Here is a 16908-nt window from a genome sequence, read left to right on the forward strand (position 1 = left end):
GTGAGTGAGTGAATCAGGGCAAGACTTTCACCATGAGTAAGTGTACTAATGGCCATGGATCTCTCCATGGCTTTTTCCCCTTCTGCTCCCGACGTCCGTTTGCCCGCTGCCAGCTGTTTGCCCTGCTGCAGTGCTGTCACACGAATAACCCGAACCGACCACAGCGGCCCGATGGCAAAGAAATTGGTGATGGCAGCTTACTGATCATAAAGCTGTCAGCCCGATTATTGGCTTGACGTTCTGGAAGTCGGCCTTAGCTGCCGTTGGGTGGTCTCGATAGCAACGTCAGCAAAGTAGCAGATTGCTGACTGAGGTGAGGTTTGGTGCTCCAAGGGCTGCGTCCACCATCGACTAATACGCAGAGCAGCCATCAGGTTGCTCAAATCTCCTGTCAGCTTTCGTCCGGCGTGACCATGCGCATAGGGCGAGTTCCTATCTTCGCCCCGGTGACCTCATCCACGGCGACTGCTTTAATTTCTGTGCCGGTTTCCGCGTCGAAGAAACGAGTCAGCTTGCCGCCGCCCCGGTATTGGCGGCCCCACGCGCCAATCATGAACAGCACCGGCAGAAAATCACGACCGGCAGCGGTCAGCAGATATTCCTCACGCGGCGGGTGCTCCGAGTAGCGCCGTTTCTCCAGCAATCCCTCCTCAGTCAATGTCGCCAGCCGCCGAGTCAGCATTGTCGGTGCGATGCCCAGGCTCTTCCGGAATTGGTCAAAGCGCGTGAGACCGCCATGGGCGTCCCTCAGGATCAAGATGCTCCACGCGTCGCCGGCAAATGCCAGGCTGCGCGCGATCGGGCATGAATCACTGGAGATATTTTCGTTGTCCATACTATTTTAGTAGTGACTCGCTTTCAAATTAGTAGTATCGTTAGTTTCAATTCGATAGTAACACTTTGACATCGGGCGATCCATCCTATCTGGAGCGATGCCAGGCGGACGATCCATCCGGGTTCAGGACACGTGGCGTTTTTCAGCACCACCAGGCCTTTGTACCGGCGGTCCTGGATTTCCTCGCCAACTAATCGAACAACAACGAGAGGCCACCGATGAGACCCAAACCATGAAAGCTCTCACCTTCAAACGCTACGGCAAATCACCCGAAATCAGTCTCGCCGACGTTCCCCGCCCCACGCTGCATGCCGACGAATTGCTGGTACAGGTTCACGCTGCCGGCGTGAACCCGATCGACAACATGATTCCGACCGGGATGTTCAAACCGGTCCTGCATTTCCAACTGCCCGCCACGCTGGGCAGCGATCTGGCCGGTGTGGTGACCGAGGTGGGCAGCCGCGTGACGCGCTTCAAGCTGGGCGATGCCGTCTTCGCCAGCATCTTCGACCTGGGCCGAGGGTCGATCGCCGAACTCGCGGTGGTGCCGGAGAGTGCTGCCGCGCTGAAGCCGGCCAATCTGGACTTCGTGCAGGCCGCCTCGATCCCGATGGTCGGGCTCACCTCGTGGCAAGCGCTGAAGGAACGCCTCAATCTTCGCGCCGGACAGAAAGTGTTCATCCCGGCAGGCTCAGGCGGCATCGGCACCTTTGCGATCCAGTTGGCAAAGCACCTTGCCGCCAAGGTGGGCACGACCACCAGCACGAGCAACCTTGACCTGGTCCGTCGCCTTGGCGCAGACGAGGTGGTCGACTACAAGCAGCAAGACTTCGCGAACGTGCTGCGCGACTACGACGCGGTGCTGGGCACTGTCCGGGGCGACGTGATCGAAAAGTCCATCGGCATCCTCAAGCCAGGGAGCCGGATCGTCTCCCTGATCGGTCCGCTGGACGCCGCGTTTGCTCGCGCGCGAGGCCTGAACTTCGTCATCAGGTACGTCTTCGGCTTGATGAGCCGCAAGATCATGCGGCTGGCGAAAAAGCAGGACGTCGCCTACTCGTTCCTTTTCGTGCGTCCCGATGGCGCTCAACTCGCCGAGATCGGCAAGCTCCTCGAAACGGATCGCATCCAGCCCGTGATCGAAAAGGTGTTTCCTTTCGAGCAGGCAAAGGAAGCGCTCGAATACCTTGCCCAAGGACGTTCAAAGGGCAAGGTTGTCGTCAGGATGAGATAGCAGCTGCCCCGTGCTTACCCCCCCACCAGAACAACCTCAGCAAAGGAAAACATCCATGAACACGCTTCCGACTGTCTTGATTACCGGTGCCTCCAGCGGCATCGGCGCCACCTACGCCGAGCGCTTCGCTCGCCGTGGCCACGACCTCATCCTGGTGGCGCGCGACAAGTCGCGCCTGGAAAACTTGGCAGCACGCCTGCGTGCGGAAAGCAATGTGGCCGTCGACGTGCTGCCGGCCGACCTGACACGCCCCGCCGCCCTGTCGGCGCTCGAAACTCGCCTGCGCGATGACGCCCGTATCGGCATCCTGATCAACAACGCCGGCGTGCCTCAAGCCGGGAGCTTCGTGGACCAAACCGCCGAGGGCATCGAACGCCTGATCACGCTCAACACCACGGCGTTGACGCGGCTCGCCGCGGCGATCGCGCCGCGCTTCGCGCAGTCCGGTCATGGCGCGATCGTCAACATTGGCTCGGTGGTGGGTTTCGCGCCCGAGTTCGGTATGTCGATCTACGGTGCCACCAAAGCCTTCGTGCTGTTTCTGTCGCAGGGTCTGAACGTCGAGTTGTCGCCCAGGGGCGTCTATGTACAAGCGGTGCTGCCGGCATCGACCCGCACCGAACTTTGGGAGCGCGCCGGCATTGACGTCAACACCCTCCCCGAGGTGATGGATGTCGGTGAACTGGTCGATGCGGCACTGGTCGGCTTCGACCGTCGCGAGCTGGTCACGATCCCGCCGCTGCACGTCGCCGGGCGCTGGGACGCGCTGGATGGCGCACGCCAAGGGCTGATGTCGGACCTTCGGCAGGCCCACGCGGCCGAGCGCTATCGGTCACCGGTCTGAGCCGGTGCCGCGACTTCGCTTACCCTCTGAACAGCCAGGGCGAAGCGCCCTTCTTGCAATTCGACCCGACCTGAAACTTACCTCCCGGAGATTTTTATGAGCAACACGCTATTCACCCCCACGCAACTCGGCGCTTTGTCGCTGAAAAACCGCGTCGTCATGGCGCCGCTGACGCGTTGCCGGGCGACCGGAAATATGCCCAATGCCCTCATGGAACAGTATTACCGCTTGCGTGCCGAGGCGGGTCTGATCATCACCGAAGGAACCTCGCCTTCACCCAATGGCCTAGGTTATGCGCGCATTCCCGGACTGTTCAACGAGGAACAGGTGCAGGGCTGGCGCCGCGTGACCGATGGCGTCCATCAGGCCGGTGGCCGGATTTTTGTGCAACTGATGCATACGGGGCGGGTCAGTCATCCCGCCAACATGCCGGTCGGCGCCAGCGTTCTGGCCCCCTCGGCGGTCGCCGTTCCGGGCGAGATGTGGACCGATGCGGAAGGAATGCAGCCGCATCCGGTGCCGCGCGAAATGAGCGAGACGGACATCGCAGAGAGCATCGCCGAATATGCCGCCTCGGCCAGACTGGCCATGGAGGCCGGCTTCGATGGCGTCGAGCTGCATGGCGCGAATGGTTATCTGATCGACCAGTTCCTCAATACTGCCTCCAATCGGCGCAACGACCGCTGGGGCGGCAGCGTCGAGAACCGCATCCGCTTCGCCGTCGAAGTTGCCAAAGCCACCGTCGCAGCCATTGGCGCTGACCGTGTTGGCATGCGTATCTCGCCTTATGGCGTATTCAATGCCCAAGTGCCGGATGCAGAGATGGATACGCTGTACCTGCGTTTGATCGACGAGTTGAACGCACTCGGCCTGCTGTATATCCACATCGTGGACCACAGCGCCATGGGAGCGCCGCAAGTCAGTCCGGAACTGAAAGGCGCAATCCGCGCGGCGTTCAAGGGAAAGTACATTCTTTCCGGTGGCTATGACGTCGCCCGAGCCGATGCCGATCTCGTCGCGCAGCGTGGCGACCTGGTGGCTTTTGGTCGCCCGTTCATTTCAAATCCGGACCTGGTCTCCAAGCTGAGGTCAGGGCAGGAACTTGTGGCGCCCGATTTCGCGACTTTCTATACGCCGGGAGAAAAGGGCTATACCGATTACTGACGGAAGCCTGAGCCTGCTGGTGCATTTCACCGGATCGGTCACGATCGGTGAAATGCCACCGGACTGGCCATTCCGGCAGCTTCCAAAGTTAAGCAGTCCTTCAGGCGTCCGATCTGGAAAGAAGGTTGCCGGCTGGTTGTGGCCGAAACGACCCTGCCAGCATCGCGCCCGAAAGCGGCCGCCCGCCGAACGTCCTCGAAGCGACGGGCGGCCGCGCCACTGTCAGATCTCGATCTGCTCAGAGATCTCCAAGGCGTCATCGACCTCGATGCCGAGGTAACGGACCGTCGACTCCAACTTGGAGTGGCCAAGTAGCAGCTGGACGGCCCGCAGGTTCTTCGTCCGTTTGTAGATCAGGGTCACCTTCGTCCGTCGCATCGAATGCGTGCCGTAGGCGGACGGATCCAGCCCCGCCGCGGTCACCCATTGCTCGACGATCCTCGCGTACTGCCGGGTGGATACATGTGGCGAGTCGTGCAGCCGGCTTGGGAAGAGGAAGTCCTCCGGTTTCAGCTTCGCCTTCTCGAGCCAATTCGCCACCGTTGTTCGCGTCGGCTCGGTTAGCTCGAACTGGACCGGCCGCTGGGTCTTTTTCTGGACGACCGCCGTACGGGACAGCACCTGGTTGCCATGCGTGACGTCACGAACCCGCAGGGCGACGAGGTCGCATCCACGAAGCTTGCTATCGATGGCCAGATTGAACATCGCAAGATCGCGAACATGGTGGGCGTTCTGAAGGTGAATGCGAATCGCCCAGATGTCCTTGGGCTTCAGCGGTGCCTTCTGGCCCACCAGCTTTCCCTTGTTCCAGGGTTCCCGATGCTCGTAGGATTCCATTTCAGACTCCTTGGCTGTTGATCGGAACCCAATTGTTGCCGGTCGGCCGCGCAACAACGACCAACCGCTGATGAACTACTCCGAGATACTGGCGCAGTTGAAGGGGGCATCCGCCTTCGATCTTTATCGGCTGCGTGCAGCGATCGATCGTGCGCTCGACGCGCCGGCCTGGATGGTCGCAGTCCAGGCGGGGCTCCGTGTCGGGCAGTGCGTCGACTACTTTGATCCGCAGGCCAACGCTTCGCATACCGGGCAAGTTCTCGAGTTACGGCGCAAGCAAGCGGTCGTACTTGACAAGACGACGGGGCAGCGCTGGCTGATTTCCTATGCCGCGATCAATCTTGACGGTGCCGACGTCGAGATCTGCGAAAAGCCGCGGCAGGGCCTCGGTCGCAATGAAGTGGCCATAGGTGATCGTGTGGGCTTTGTCGGCCGCGACCACAAGGAGCGTTGCGGTCGCATCATTCGCCTCAACGACAAAATGGTGACCCTCGAATGCGAGCACCAGCAATGGCGAGTCTCTTACGACTTCTTGCATAGAGTGGTCGATTCGGACGCGAACGTCGTCGATGGCGTGGAGATCCTTGGCCCCGCGGTTGGGCGGGCGAGTTTCGGAAATCGCTGACGATCCCTCCTGCACGGACGGCAGCGATCGAACGTCCGGGCTCCAGGGGCCGCTTCTGGGCGCGACGCCGGGAGGGGCGTATCGGCCATAAGCGGTCTTTCGGTCTGCGTCAAGAGCGGTCACCGGAATGTTCGCTCCAATCGGTCTGCTGCGCTCCGCCATCTTTTCCAAGCTTCGCTCTAGAGAACTGACGTGAACCCGTGCTGGCAGTGGGGGGACTCCGCCACGTAAAAGGGTTCCTTTTGTCACGAGGTCCAATCAAGGCCGAGCGGTGGCACCGTAAATGCCGCCGTCCAATACCCCTGCCGCTCTGGCGGCATTTGTCAGAGTCATAGCGTAATCGGACCTGTACAAACCGGAGTTGGTGAGCTTCGGGAAGAGCGAGTGACTCCGAGTATTGTCGCGGTGCTTTACACAGTCGTATTTCGGCCTTGGGGGACCTCTCTTCAAGATACTAATTAGTAAGGAGAAATGCTGCGCTGGCACAAATAATGCACCTTCCATCCTACGCGCGCCCCACGCACCTCGGACGCCGGTTTCTCAGGACCGATGCTTAGGACGGAGGATCGAAATGAGCACACTAAGATTCGGCGGCCCCTGCATCCGATCATGGTTGTCGTTATGCGTTCGCTCTATCCGCGGCCGCCCCGGTTTTTCGCATCGAGCGTTATCAATAGCCGACGGCGGCCGGTCCTTGTATGGAGCGGGTTTCGATCTCGGGCGCCGAATATGTGATACATCCAATGGAATGTCTAACGAAGAATGGGGAATACGCATCCACCGTGTTGCCCGACGGGAGCTGCATCCTGTTCAACTCGTCCACCGGAAAGACGGTCGTGTTGACGGCACCCGCAGCTATTTTCTGGGAGCTGTGCGACGGAAAAACAGTCACCCTGGAGCTCCTGAGAGAGCTAAGGGAGTATTACCCGTTGCAGTCCGACGACACGATTCAGGCTGACGCCTTGGCTTTGTGCCAACAGCTGATCAGCCTAGGCGTGATGAAGGCAGCTAACGATGTTTAACTGAACGAGGAACAGCTAATGTCTATACAGGCAGATGACGCAGCCCAAGGCGGGAGTCAATGTGATGTCACTGCGACCACCCCCTCTCCTCAGGTAATGCGCAGGCGCGAGTTCATCAAGAAGGCGCTCAAGCGCAGCGCGGGTGCTTACGTCGGGATGTCGGTCATCGATTCATTCGACGGTCCGATAATCGGCGTCAATGGCATGCCCGCCCACGCGGTGAGCTTAGTTCAAAACTAGAATCGCGGAGTTTACGCGCAGATGGTGCAGGTCCTTCCGACGCGTCATCTTACTGTGTGGAGGCATTGCGTAGCCGCGCAAGGGAAGGTGGTTGGTTTGCTCAACCCGGCCACGGTAGTTGGCCAAGGGACAGATGGCATCTTCTCGGCGGCCGGGCCAGGCGGTACGGCCGCGCTAAATGGATCCCTAAGCCTTCACGAGGAGATTGGCCGCCTCGTCAGCGCGCGGGTTCTCTTGCTGAGCGAAACACCCGAGGCGGCGCACACCCTTGCTGCACATCTCGACAGCGCACGCACCAGCCGCACGGCCGCCTACCTGTGCTGCCTGCTGTCATCCTGCGACTTGGTAAACCAAGCCCTCGATACCATTGCTCAAGCCCGCGTATTGATCGTGGGGTGTGGAGGTATTGGGGCCACGGCGGCGGTGGCACTGGGTGGCGTTGGGGTGCGCTCCCTGCATTTGTGCGATCCGGACCTAGTGGAGATCAGCAACTTGAATCGCCAGTTGTTTTGGCGCAGGGCCGATGAGGGGCGTCTAAAGGTGGAGGTACTAGGTGAGGTGATCGCCGACCGCTTCCCGGATGTCAAGATTGATACGTGCCGGGAGCGGCTCGATACCATTGCGCAATTGGGAGAATTGATAGCGGGCAAGGACGCCATGCTCTTTACCGCGGACGAACCTCTGGGCATCGACAAAGTATTGCGGGATCGAGCCGGCAGGAGTTCGGCGTTCATGGTATTCGCGGGGTACACGCTGAGGGGCGAAGGCGTGCTACGTTGGGGGCGTCAGGCGGACGTGTATACGGCGCGCACGGAAGGCCCGACACACTGGACCAAGGCGCCGAATGGTATCGCACCCAGCTACGGTCCCCTAAACCTTGAATTGGCCGGGCAGGCGACCGCCCTCCTTGTCAACGGTTTAATCGGCGACCTTGCGGAGCCCGGCTGGCATAAGCAGGTGTTTGACAGCGATGCGTTCCCGCGCAGGGTCTGGGGCACGCACGTCGACGAGCACCCAATAGTCTCATGACTCGGGATCGGTACGGATATGGCTCTCTACCAAATGGCCACCTTTCTGGTCGACGTTGGCTTCCAAGGACAGGACGCTGGTGCGTTACGGCAAGCACGGAACTGGTTCGAGGACGTCTTTCGTCCATTCCGTGTCCTGGTAACCGCGAAGCGGGAGCAGACAGGGACCCGCTGTTTCGGGGAGTTGCCGAAGGATCACACCGAAGTACTGCTCCGCGAGCGGACAACCTCTCAGCCTCTAATGTGGGTCACCCGGCGCGGCAAAGTGCTCGACGTCGGGCTGCACATTTTGGAGCGCGCGGGCTCGGATCTTCTTTCGTTTTTCGAGCGCGCGGAAGAACTCATCTCCAATTACGTGGTAACTCATCTGCAACGGCACCTTTGGATTCACGCCGCCGCCCTGTACAAGAATAGTTCTCTAGTGTTGCTGATCGCACCTTCGGGAATGGGAAAAACGACCTTGAGCTTGGCGCTATTGGACCGCGGGTACGTCCTGGCCACGGACGATGTGACCCTGTTCGATCTGGAGATGGGGCAACTAATGCCCTTCCCACGCTGCCCACGGATACGCGGCAATGCCCTTGGCGCTCTGCGGAACAGCGGCTTCCACCTCCTCGAACGCGCGACGCTGCGTGGCCGTTATGTAGTATTGCCGGCGCGGCATCTCCATTTGGCACCCATTGATTGCCCCGTCCGCGGAGTTCATGTCTTCTTCCTGACGCGTGAACACGCGGGTGTCAGTGCTGGGGTTCAGCCGCTCACGCTGTCCGAAACCATCCGGCTCCTGGCAAAACAGTCTAACGTGCTGGCTCAGGATCCGCAGCTCGAATTCATCACCACGATGCTGCGACATGCAAGCGTCTATCGGTTGGACTTAGGTGCTTTCGATGACACCCTGGAGCGCATCATGGAAGTGACCCCGCAATGAGAACGCAGGTCGATTTCTTCGCGGACCTTGGACCTCATGGGCGCATGCTAGCCCGGTTGCTAACACATGCCTGCGGGGGGACGGCCGCTGCGGACGGTGCGGTGCTCGCGGCCCGAGACGAAGTCGACTGGGGGGTGTTCGCTCGCGAGGCGAAGCAACTCCATGTAGCACCGCTCGTCTATTGGGCAACGCGGAGCCTGGGCACTGGTGCGGAAGCCGTGGGTTCGCTGTCGTCAGAGACGATGCGCGGCGCGATTCATTCGCTCTACCGGGAATATGTGTGTTCTCAAATCGCGGCGTCCACGGTGAGAGCGCAACTGGAACATCTCCAACCCATCCATGCCATTGGCAAGTGTGCGTTGTTGAAGGGTGCGTATCTAGCCGAGTATGTATACGTCACCCCTGGCCTTCGCACCATGACGGACATCGATCTGCTGGTGCCGCGCGAAGATCTTGACGCGATTGAAGCGATGTTGCTGTCGCTGGGATATCGATCCCTCGGAGGCGAGGCCGAAAGGGGACAGTGGCGCAAGTCGCACTTCCATCTGTTTCCGTTGATTCACGATCAATTCCCCCACAGCCTCGAGGTCCATTGGCACATCCACAGGCCCTCCGATCGCGTCCACGTGGACATCAAGGCGCTGTGGGCGCGCGCCACCAGGGGAATGGGCGCAGGGCCATGCGCGCATATGCTTGCTCCGGAAGATATGCTGCTTCACTTGGCGCTTCACAACACACAGCAGGACCGACTCAGGTCCGCCGGACTGCGGCAGGCGTGCGACATCGCCACGTTAATCAACCACCCCGATGTCCACATCGACTGGGACGTGCTCGGGCAGCTGGCAATTGAGGCCGGGGCAGTGAAGCATTTGCACTTTTCTCTCAGCCTCGCCACGGTCGTTTGCGGTGCCCGGGTCCCCATGAAAACCTTGTCGAAACTTGAGCCGAAGGACTTTGACCCGGGGCTGTTGCGCGCTGGCGTCAATCGTCTTTTCAGGCGGCATTACCGATTGCCCCTCTCCCCCCGCTTGCGCACCATCGCCCGCGACGGCCTTTCCGGAAGCAGTGCGCGGACAATCGCGAGCGCGTTCTCGCCCACGGCCCTGGCACAAAAATACGGCATTCGCGAAGATGCGCGATTCGATTATGTTTGCCACTTGCCTATTCGGGCGCGGGACTTGTGCAGGGAATATGGACGCTCTTTCGTGAGCATTCTGCTTAAAGACGTCGAAACCCTGGCCAACGCCAAGCGCCTCGCGGCGCTCGACGACTGGTTGTCTTGAATATCCACTCGCATCATGTTCTTTTATCCTGTCGACACAGATCTTCGACTTCGACTGCTGAGGCATGGCGACGCGGCCCAGCTGTATAGCCTTACCGACCTCAATCGCGCACATCTCCGGCAGTGGCTTCCTTGGTTGAACGCGGTCAAGGGACAGGACGATTCACTGGCTTTTATCGAACTCACGCTGCGACAACATGCGGATGGAAGGGGGTTCGTGGCGGGTATCGAGCGAGGCGGGGATCTGATCGGTCTAGTGGGCCATCATCCGATCGATTGGAAGAATCGCAGTGTCGGCTTGGGCTATTGGATTGCGCAGGAGTGGCAAGGCAGGGGAATCATGACGCGCTGTTGCAAGGCGGTCATTGCACACACGTTCGGGGTAATAGGCGTGCATCGGGTCACCATCTGCTGCGCCATTGGCAACGCGCGCAGTCGTGCAATTCCAGAACGATTGGGATTCCGTCTCGAGGGTACTCTGCGCGAAGCGGAGTGGCTCTATGATCGTTTTATCGATGTAGCACTCTACGCCTGCACAACTTCGGAATGGGCCGAAACGATGGCGTAGGTGAGCGAGTGCCCCCTTGTTCGTCATGTCGTGTGCAGACAATGCCACCCGGGCAGTTCACCGCGACGGCGCGAGCGATCAGCGCTGTCCACCTCCACCGGTGTGTAGATCGATGCGGTGTTCATTGTCGCCCAAGACTGGGCCGGTCCAGCGAGGTGTGAGGTTTCACGAGAAGAATTGACGCGGGGCGTCGGCTGACACCCTACAGTTCAATGCAGCTTCCACAGCGACCGCTCCACCCGGGTGCCGGCCGTGGAAGTGCTGTCGGCGCGAATGTCGGGAAAGGGTCGGGTCCGGCTATAGCCCGACAAAGGAAGCGGTCGCTCGCCGCCGCAAGCAGGTGTGCGGCAGGTGACCGACGCATTGCCGCCCGACGTCGGCGTCAGGCCCAAGGTCGGCATTGGCCGACATCGCGACAATGGGAACGACGCACAGGGCAACTGGCCGGCTCCGATACTTGCTGTTCAAGTCCTGTGGACCTGACAGGCCGGAGTTGGTTGAGAGCAGGCGTTCGGCTCGCCAGAAGCTGAGATGCGCGCCCCCTAAACAACCAGAATGACAAAAAAAGCTCCGAAAGGAGCCTTTTTCGTGACGGGCGACCGCCCGCCACTGCTGTTCTACGGCCGCGGCTGTCGCACAAAGTCAGACGTAGCGCTTCGCGATCTTCGCCAGCGGCAACGGCTTGATGCTGCTCGCCCGCCCCGCGGTGCCGAAGGCTTCGAAGCGCGCGACGCAGATCGCCTCGGCGCCCTCCTTCGCGACCTTGAAGAACTTGCGCGGATCGAACTCGCCCTTCGACTTCACCGCGAGACGGCGGATCGCGGCGCTCATCGCGAGCCGCAGATCTGTGTCGATATTGACCTTGCGCACGCCGTTGCGGATGCCGGCGACGATGGCCTCGACCGGCACGCCGTAGGTCTCGCCGATCTCGCCGCCGAACTCGCGGAAGATCGCGAGCCATTCCTGCGGCACGCTGCTCGATCCGTGCATCACGAGGTGGGTGTCGGGGATGCGGCGGTGGATCTCGGCGATGCGCTCGATCGCGAGGATGTCGCCGGTCGGCGGGCGTGTGAACTTGTAGGCGCCGTGGCTCGTGCCGATCGCGACCGCGAGCGCGTCGACGCCGGTCGCGGCGACGAAGTCGGCGGCCTCGGCCGGATCGGTCAGCAGTTGCCCGTGGTCCAGCGTGCCTTCAGCGCCGACGCCGTCCTCCTCGCCAGCCTGGCCCGTTTCGAGCGAGCCGAGGCAGCCCAGCTCACCCTCGACCGACACGCCGACCGCATGCGCCATCTCGACGACGCGACGCGTAACGGCGACGTTGTAGTCATAGCTCGCCGGGGTCTTCATGTCTTCGCGCAGCGAGCCGTCCATCATCACGCTCGTGAAGCCGGAGCGGATCGACTGCTGGCACACCGCCGGGCTCGCGCCGTGGTCCTGGTGCAGGCAGATCGGGATGTCCGGCCACTCTTCGGCGGCGGCTTCGACCATCTTGCGCAGAAAGGCCTCGCCGGCGTAGCCGCGCGCTCCGGCCGAAGCCTGCAGGATCACCGGGCTGTCGGTGCGCTCGGCGGCGGCCATGATGGCCTGGATCTGTTCCATGTTATTGATGTTGAATGCGGGCACGCCGTAGCCGTGTTCGGCGGCGTGGTCGAGCAGTTGTCTCAGGGCGATCATCGCCATTGCTGTCTCCTCGAAAGGGAAGAATCGGGGTGGCTCGGCGGGCACATCAACGCGGACCGCCGAGTCGGAAGGCTTACGAATGTCGCTTCAACCCGGTTGCGCCTCGTGCTCGTAGGCCGGCACAGGGACGGCGCGGGGGCCGGCCGCACGGGTACGCGCGCGCAGCGCCCCGACCGCCGGCAGCTCGCGCCCTTCGAGGAATTCGAGGAAGGCGCCGCCGCCCGTGGAGATGTAGTCGATCCGCTTGCCGACACGGAAGGCCGCGATCGCCGCGAGCGTGTCGCCACCGCCGGCGATCGAGTAGGCGGGGCTCGCCGCGACCGCGGCGGCCAGCGCCTTCGTACCCGCCGCGAAGGGCGCGAGTTCGAACACGCCGACCGGGCCATTCCAGACGATCGTGCCGGCGTTCGCGAGAACCTCGCCGAGACCCGCCTGCGCGCGCGGGCCGATGTCGAGGATCATCTGTTCGGGCTGCACGTCGCAGGCCGAGCGTACTTCGACCTGCGCATCGGCGCTGAAGCGGTCCGCGACGACGACGTCCTCGGGGAGCCATAGCCGAGCACCCCGCGCCGCGAGGCGGAGTTCGATCTCGCGCGCGGAATCGAGCAGATCCGGCTCGTGCAGCGAGGTGCCGACCGAAAGCCCACGCGCCGCGAGGAAGGTGTTCGCGATGCCGCCGCCGACGACGAGCGCGTCGACCTGGTCGGCGAGGCTTTCGAGGATCGTCAGCTTCGTCGATACCTTTGAGCCGCCGACGACCGCGACCAGCGGACGTGCGGGCTGCGCGAGCGCGCGGCCGAGCGCGTCGAGTTCGGCTGCGAGCAGCGGACCCGCGCACGCAACCGGCGCGGTCAGCGCGAGCGCATGCAGCGTGCATTCCTTGCGATGCGCCGTGCCGAAGGCTTCGTTGACATAGACGTCGATCCAGCTCGCGATGCGGGCCGCGAGCACCGGGTCGTCGGCCTTTTCGCCAGGATTGCCGCGGCAGTTCTCGAGCAGCACGAGCTCGCCGGCGCGCATCGGGAAGTCGCCGTCAATCCAGTCGCGCACGAGCGGCACAGTGCGGCCGAGGAGTTGCGACAGGCATTCGGCGACCGGTGCGAGCGAGTCCTCCGCCCCGAGCGCGCCTTCCTTCGGCCGGCCGAGGTGCGAAGTCACCATGACGGTCGCGCCGGCGTCGAGGCACTGGCGGATGCCGGGCAGCGTCGCGCGGATCCGCGTGTCGTCGGCGACGCGGCCGTCCGGAGTCAGCGGAACGTTGAAGTCGGCGCGGATGAACACGCGGCGCCCCATCAGCGACACGTGTTCGAGCCGCAGGAAGTCGCCGGTCGCACGCCGGGTCGTGTCGAGTTTGCTGGTCCCCATGTCAGTTGGCCTCCATCATCGCAACGGTCGTGTCGAGCATCCGGTGCGAGAAGCCCCATTCGTTGTCGTACCACGCGGTGACCGTCACGAGGTCGCCGTCGACCCGCGTCAGCGTCGCGTCGAAGATGCTCGAATGGGGGTTGTGGTTGAAGTCGCAGGACACCAGCGGCAGGTCGTTGACCGCGAGGATGCCTTTCAGCGCGCCGTGCGCGGCTTCGCGGACGAGGTTGTTCACCTCGTTCTTCGTGGTCTCGCGCGCGGCGATGAAGGTGAAGTCGGTGAAGGACACGTTCGGCGTCGGCACGCGGATCGCGTAGCCGTCGAGCCGGCCCGCGAGCTCGGGCAGCACGAGTCCCACCGCGGCGGCGGCGCCGGTCTTGGTCGGGATCATCGACTGCGTCGCGCTGCGGGCGCGGCGGGCGTCCTCGTGATAGACGTCGAGCAGCACCTGGTCGTTGGTGTAGGAATGCACGGTCGTCATCTTTCCGCGCACGATGCCGAGCGGACGGTGTAGCGCATAGACGATCGGCGCAAGGCAGTTGGTCGTGCAGCTCGCGTTCGACACCACGCGATGCTCGCGGCGCAGCGTGCCGTGATTAACGCCGTAGACGACGGTCGCGTCGACATCCGACCCGCCCGGCGCCGAGATCAGCACCTTACCGGCGCCAGCGTCGAGATGCGGCTGGGCGCCCGCCTTCGAACGGAAGCGGCCGGTGCATTCGAGCACGACATCGACGCCCATCTCGCGCCACGGCAGCTTCGCCGGATCGCGCTCGCTGATGACGCGGATGCGGTCGTCGCCGACGATCCAGTCGTCGCCGTCGACGTCGATCGCGTGCGGGAACGGGCCCTGCAGGCTGTCGTAGCGTGTCAGGTGGGCGTTCGCCTCGGCGCTGCCGCGCGGCGCGTTCACCGCGACGATGCTGATCGGCTGGCGACGCCCTCCTTCGTAAAAGGCGCGCAGCACGTTGCGCCCGATTCGGCCGTAGCCGTTGATTGCGACTCGGATGGTCACTGCAGTCTCCTCGGATGGTGTTACGAATTCCTTGGCTCAGCCGGCGACGAGGCGCCTCGCGGCATCGGCGACGCGCTCGGGCGTCATCCCGAAGAGGGCCGCGAGCTCGCCCGCGGGCGCCGATTCGCCGAAGCGCTCTATGCCAACGACATCGCCCCGCGTGCGTCCATCGCGCCCGGCGACGTATTTCCACCAGCCGTCGGGCCGCGACGCCTCGACCGCGACACGCGGCACGCCCGACGGCAGCACCGCGTCGCGCCAGGCGGCGTCCTGCGCATCGAAGCGGCTCGTGCAAGGCATCGACACGACGCGGGCGTGGATGCCGTCATCAGCGAGGCGCGCGCGGGCGGCCATCGCGAGCTCGACTTCAGAGCCCGTAGCGATCAGCACGATCGCCGGCTTGCCGTTGTCGGCTTCGGCGAGCACGTAGCCGCCGCGCGCAATCGCCGCCAGCTGCTCGGCGCTGCGCGGCTGGTTCGTCAGACTCTGACGCGACAGCGCGAGCAGGCTCGGGCCATTGGCGCGCATCACCGCGGCGTTCCATGCGGCCTGGGTCTCGGCTGCGTCGCACGGGCGCCAGACGTCGAGACCCGGGATCAGGCGCAGCGACGGGATGTGCTCGATTGGCTGGTGCGTCGGGCCGTCCTCCCCGAGGCCGATCGAGTCATGTGTCATCACGTGGATGATCCGTTGCCCGAGCAGCGCGCTCATGCGTATGGCATTGCGCGAGTAGTCCGAGAACACCAGGAAGGTCGCGCCGAAGGGCAGGAAGCCGCCGTGCAGCGCGACGCCGTTCAGGGCCGCGGCCATGCCGAACTCCCGCACGCCCCAATTGATGTGGCGCCCGCCCGCGTCGGCGCGCACCGCCCCGCAGCCGGGCCAGTCGGTGAGGTTCGAGTGCGTCAGGTCCGCCGAACCGCCGAGCAGTTCCGGCAGCGCACGCGCGAGCCGCCCGATGGCCTGCTGGCTCGCCTTGCGCGTCGCGACGTTCGGGCTCTCGTTCTGCACGCCACGCAGCAGCGCGTCGGCGAGCACGTCGAAGCCCACCGGCAGTTCACCGGCCACGCGGCGTGCGAACTCGGCGGCGGCGTCCGGCCATTGCGCACGGTAGGCAGCGAAGCGCTTGTTCCATGCGTTATGGCGAGCCGCGCCGGCATCACGCGCATCGAAGGCCGCGCGCACCTCGGCGGGCACCTGGAAGGGCGCATACGGCCAATCGAGTGCGGCGCGCGTCGCCGCGATCTCGTCCTTTCCGAGCGGCGCGCCGTGCGCCGCGGCCGTGCCGGCACGCGCCGGACTGCCATGGCCGATGACGGTGCGGCAGCAGATCAGCGTCGGGCCGACATCGTTGTCGGCGTTCGCAAGCGCCTCATGGATCGCCCGGTCAACGGCCGCGACGTCATGACCGTCGACGTGCTCGATGACGTTCCAACCGTAGGCCCGGAAGCGCTGCGGCGTATCGTCGCCGAACCACCCGCCGACGTCGCCGTCGATCGAAATGTGATTGTCATCCCACAGCGCAACGAGCTTCGACAGCCGCTGCACGCCGGCGAACGACGCTGCCTCGTGGCTCACACCCTCCATCAGGCAACCGTCACCGAGGAACACCCAGGTGCGGTGATCAACGATGTCGTGCCCCGGCCGGTTGAACTCCCGCGCCAGCAGCTTCTCGGCGAGCGCCATGCCCACCGCGTTGGTCAGCCCCTGCCCCAGCGGCCCGGTCGTCGTCTCGACGCCCGGCGTCAGCCCGTGCTCGGGGTGGCCGGGGGTCTTCGAGTGCAACTGGCGGAAGCGCTTCAACTCCTCGAGCGGCAAGTCGTAGCCCGTGAGATGCAGCAGCGCGTACAACAGCATCGAGCCGTGGCCGTTCGACAGCACGAAGCGGTCGCGGTCGGCCCAGCTCGGGTCCGACGGATTGTGCTTGAGGTGGCGGCGCCATAGTGCGACGGCAATCTCCGCCATACCCATCGGCATGCCAGGATGGCCGGAATTGGCCTGCTCGACGGCGTCGATCGCGAGGAAGCGCAGGGCGTTCGCACACTGGGTGTCGAGCGCGGCCGACTCGAGGGTCGGCGATTCGAGTCTCATGTTCATAGGGGTCTCTCCAAATTTGGGTCAATCAAGCGCAGTCGGAGCTGGTACAGGCCCAGTGGTGAGTGGGGCGTTCGCGGAGCGGGCGAGGACTGTCTGAGCGAGCGCAGCGAGCGAGTTCCGCAGCCCGACGGAGCGAATGCCCCGCTC

At 63.4% G+C, this 16908-nt stretch carries 15 protein-coding genes; 9 read left to right on the forward strand and 6 right to left on the reverse strand.

Annotated features, from left to right (window positions below; genetic code table 11):
• Window positions 1–391: 391 nt before the first annotated feature.
• Window positions 392–835, reverse strand: a complete 444-nt coding sequence (locus VJ673_RS08925; protein ID WP_324125728.1) for a winged helix-turn-helix transcriptional regulator — start codon at window positions 833–835, stop codon at window positions 392–394.
• A gap of 97 nt (window positions 836–932) precedes the next feature.
• Between VJ673_RS08925 and VJ673_RS08930 the strand changes: the two genes are divergently transcribed.
• The 3 genes from VJ673_RS08930 to VJ673_RS08940 all read left to right on the forward strand — a co-directional run bounded on the left by VJ673_RS08930 (window position 933) and on the right by VJ673_RS08940 (window position 4077).
• On the forward strand, window positions 933–2069 hold the full coding sequence (locus tag VJ673_RS08930) for an NADP-dependent oxidoreductase (protein WP_324125729.1): 1137 nt from the start codon (window positions 933–935) through the stop codon (window positions 2067–2069).
• A 55-nt stretch (window positions 2070–2124) separates the two neighbouring features.
• Window positions 2125–2913: an SDR family NAD(P)-dependent oxidoreductase gene (locus tag VJ673_RS08935; protein WP_324125730.1), complete on the forward strand. Its 789-nt coding sequence runs from the start codon at window positions 2125–2127 to the stop codon at window positions 2911–2913.
• A gap of 96 nt (window positions 2914–3009) precedes the next feature.
• Window positions 3010–4077 (forward strand): alkene reductase, encoded by a 1068-nt coding sequence (locus tag VJ673_RS08940; protein WP_324125731.1) that lies wholly within the window; start codon window positions 3010–3012, stop codon window positions 4075–4077.
• 222 nt (window positions 4078–4299) lie between these two features.
• Here VJ673_RS08940 and VJ673_RS08945 read toward each other — a convergent pair whose 3' ends face one another.
• Window positions 4300–4914, reverse strand: a complete 615-nt coding sequence (locus tag VJ673_RS08945) for a tyrosine-type recombinase/integrase (RefSeq protein ID WP_324125732.1) — start codon at window positions 4912–4914, stop codon at window positions 4300–4302.
• Window positions 4915–4984: 70 nt separating this feature from the next.
• On the opposite strand from VJ673_RS08945, the gene VJ673_RS08950 reads away from it, so the two are divergent.
• The 6 genes from VJ673_RS08950 to VJ673_RS08970 all read left to right on the forward strand — a co-directional run bounded on the left by VJ673_RS08950 (window position 4985) and on the right by VJ673_RS08970 (window position 10607).
• Window positions 4985–5539: a hypothetical protein gene (locus VJ673_RS08950; RefSeq protein WP_324125733.1), complete on the forward strand. Its 555-nt coding sequence runs from the start codon at window positions 4985–4987 to the stop codon at window positions 5537–5539.
• 743 nt (window positions 5540–6282) lie between these two features.
• On the forward strand, window positions 6283–6561 hold the full coding sequence (locus VJ673_RS24630) for a PqqD family protein (protein WP_414635641.1): 279 nt from the start codon (window positions 6283–6285) through the stop codon (window positions 6559–6561).
• Between the two features lie 336 nt (window positions 6562–6897).
• The gene (locus tag VJ673_RS08955; RefSeq protein ID WP_324125734.1) at window positions 6898–7830 is read left to right on the forward strand and encodes a HesA/MoeB/ThiF family protein; all 933 of its coding nucleotides are present in this window, start codon (window positions 6898–6900) and stop codon (window positions 7828–7830) included.
• A gap of 33 nt (window positions 7831–7863) precedes the next feature.
• Window positions 7864–8757 (forward strand): phosphoenolpyruvate carboxykinase (ATP), encoded by an 894-nt coding sequence (locus VJ673_RS08960; protein ID WP_324125735.1) that lies wholly within the window; start codon window positions 7864–7866, stop codon window positions 8755–8757.
• On the forward strand, window positions 8754–10040 hold the full coding sequence (locus VJ673_RS08965; RefSeq protein ID WP_324125736.1) for a nucleotidyltransferase domain-containing protein: 1287 nt from the start codon (window positions 8754–8756) through the stop codon (window positions 10038–10040). The genes VJ673_RS08960 and VJ673_RS08965 overlap by 4 nt, the downstream gene beginning before the upstream one ends.
• A gap of 15 nt (window positions 10041–10055) precedes the next feature.
• The gene (locus tag VJ673_RS08970; protein ID WP_324125737.1) at window positions 10056–10607 is read left to right on the forward strand and encodes a GNAT family N-acetyltransferase; all 552 of its coding nucleotides are present in this window, start codon (window positions 10056–10058) and stop codon (window positions 10605–10607) included.
• Between the two features lie 642 nt (window positions 10608–11249).
• On the opposite strand, the gene fba is transcribed toward VJ673_RS08970, so the two are convergent.
• The 4 genes from fba to tkt all read right to left on the reverse strand — a co-directional run bounded on the left by fba (window position 11250) and on the right by tkt (window position 16755).
• Window positions 11250–12287 carry a class II fructose-bisphosphate aldolase gene (gene fba / locus VJ673_RS08975; protein ID WP_324125738.1) on the reverse strand — a complete coding sequence of 346 codons (1038 nt, stop codon included), beginning with the start codon at window positions 12285–12287 and terminating at the stop codon, window positions 11250–11252.
• Window positions 12288–12374: 87 nt separating this feature from the next.
• Window positions 12375–13652 carry a phosphoglycerate kinase gene (locus tag VJ673_RS08980; RefSeq protein ID WP_324125739.1) on the reverse strand — a complete coding sequence of 426 codons (1278 nt, stop codon included), beginning with the start codon at window positions 13650–13652 and terminating at the stop codon, window positions 12375–12377.
• A 1-nt stretch (window position 13653) separates the two neighbouring features.
• The gene (gap, locus tag VJ673_RS08985) at window positions 13654–14667 is read right to left on the reverse strand and encodes a type I glyceraldehyde-3-phosphate dehydrogenase (RefSeq protein ID WP_324125740.1); all 1014 of its coding nucleotides are present in this window, start codon (window positions 14665–14667) and stop codon (window positions 13654–13656) included.
• A gap of 36 nt (window positions 14668–14703) precedes the next feature.
• The gene (gene tkt, locus VJ673_RS08990) at window positions 14704–16755 is read right to left on the reverse strand and encodes a transketolase (RefSeq protein ID WP_324125947.1); all 2052 of its coding nucleotides are present in this window, start codon (window positions 16753–16755) and stop codon (window positions 14704–14706) included.
• Between the last annotated feature and the right edge of the window lie 153 nt (window positions 16756–16908).

The sequence above is a fragment of the Aromatoleum sp. genome (genome assembly GCF_035254505.1).
Lineage (GTDB): Bacteria > Pseudomonadota > Gammaproteobacteria > Burkholderiales > Rhodocyclaceae > Aromatoleum.

What these genes read in the sequence shown, in the direction of transcription:
- VJ673_RS08965 (WP_324125736.1), top strand. Translation starts at nt 8,754, where the DNA reads ATGAGAACGCAGGTCGATTTCTTCGCGGACCTTGGACCTCATGGGCGC.
- VJ673_RS24630 (WP_414635641.1), top strand. Translation starts at nt 6,283, where the DNA reads ATGGAATGTCTAACGAAGAATGGGGAATACGCATCCACCGTGTTGCCC.
- tkt (WP_324125947.1), bottom strand. Translation starts at nt 16,755, where the DNA reads ATGAGACTCGAATCGCCGACCCTCGAGTCGGCCGCGCTCGACACCCAG.
- VJ673_RS08970 (WP_324125737.1), top strand. Translation starts at nt 10,056, where the DNA reads ATGTTCTTTTATCCTGTCGACACAGATCTTCGACTTCGACTGCTGAGG.
- VJ673_RS08935 (WP_324125730.1), top strand. Translation starts at nt 2,125, where the DNA reads ATGAACACGCTTCCGACTGTCTTGATTACCGGTGCCTCCAGCGGCATC.
- VJ673_RS08945 (WP_324125732.1), bottom strand. Translation starts at nt 4,914, where the DNA reads ATGGAATCCTACGAGCATCGGGAACCCTGGAACAAGGGAAAGCTGGTG.
- VJ673_RS08960 (WP_324125735.1), top strand. Translation starts at nt 7,864, where the DNA reads ATGGCCACCTTTCTGGTCGACGTTGGCTTCCAAGGACAGGACGCTGGT.
- VJ673_RS08925 (WP_324125728.1), bottom strand. Translation starts at nt 835, where the DNA reads ATGGACAACGAAAATATCTCCAGTGATTCATGCCCGATCGCGCGCAGC.
- VJ673_RS08940 (WP_324125731.1), top strand. Translation starts at nt 3,010, where the DNA reads ATGAGCAACACGCTATTCACCCCCACGCAACTCGGCGCTTTGTCGCTG.
- VJ673_RS08930 (WP_324125729.1), top strand. Translation starts at nt 933, where the DNA reads ATGCCAGGCGGACGATCCATCCGGGTTCAGGACACGTGGCGTTTTTCA.
- fba (WP_324125738.1), bottom strand. Translation starts at nt 12,287, where the DNA reads ATGGCGATGATCGCCCTGAGACAACTGCTCGACCACGCCGCCGAACAC.
- VJ673_RS08950 (WP_324125733.1), top strand. Translation starts at nt 4,985, where the DNA reads ATGAACTACTCCGAGATACTGGCGCAGTTGAAGGGGGCATCCGCCTTC.
- VJ673_RS08980 (WP_324125739.1), bottom strand. Translation starts at nt 13,652, where the DNA reads ATGGGGACCAGCAAACTCGACACGACCCGGCGTGCGACCGGCGACTTC.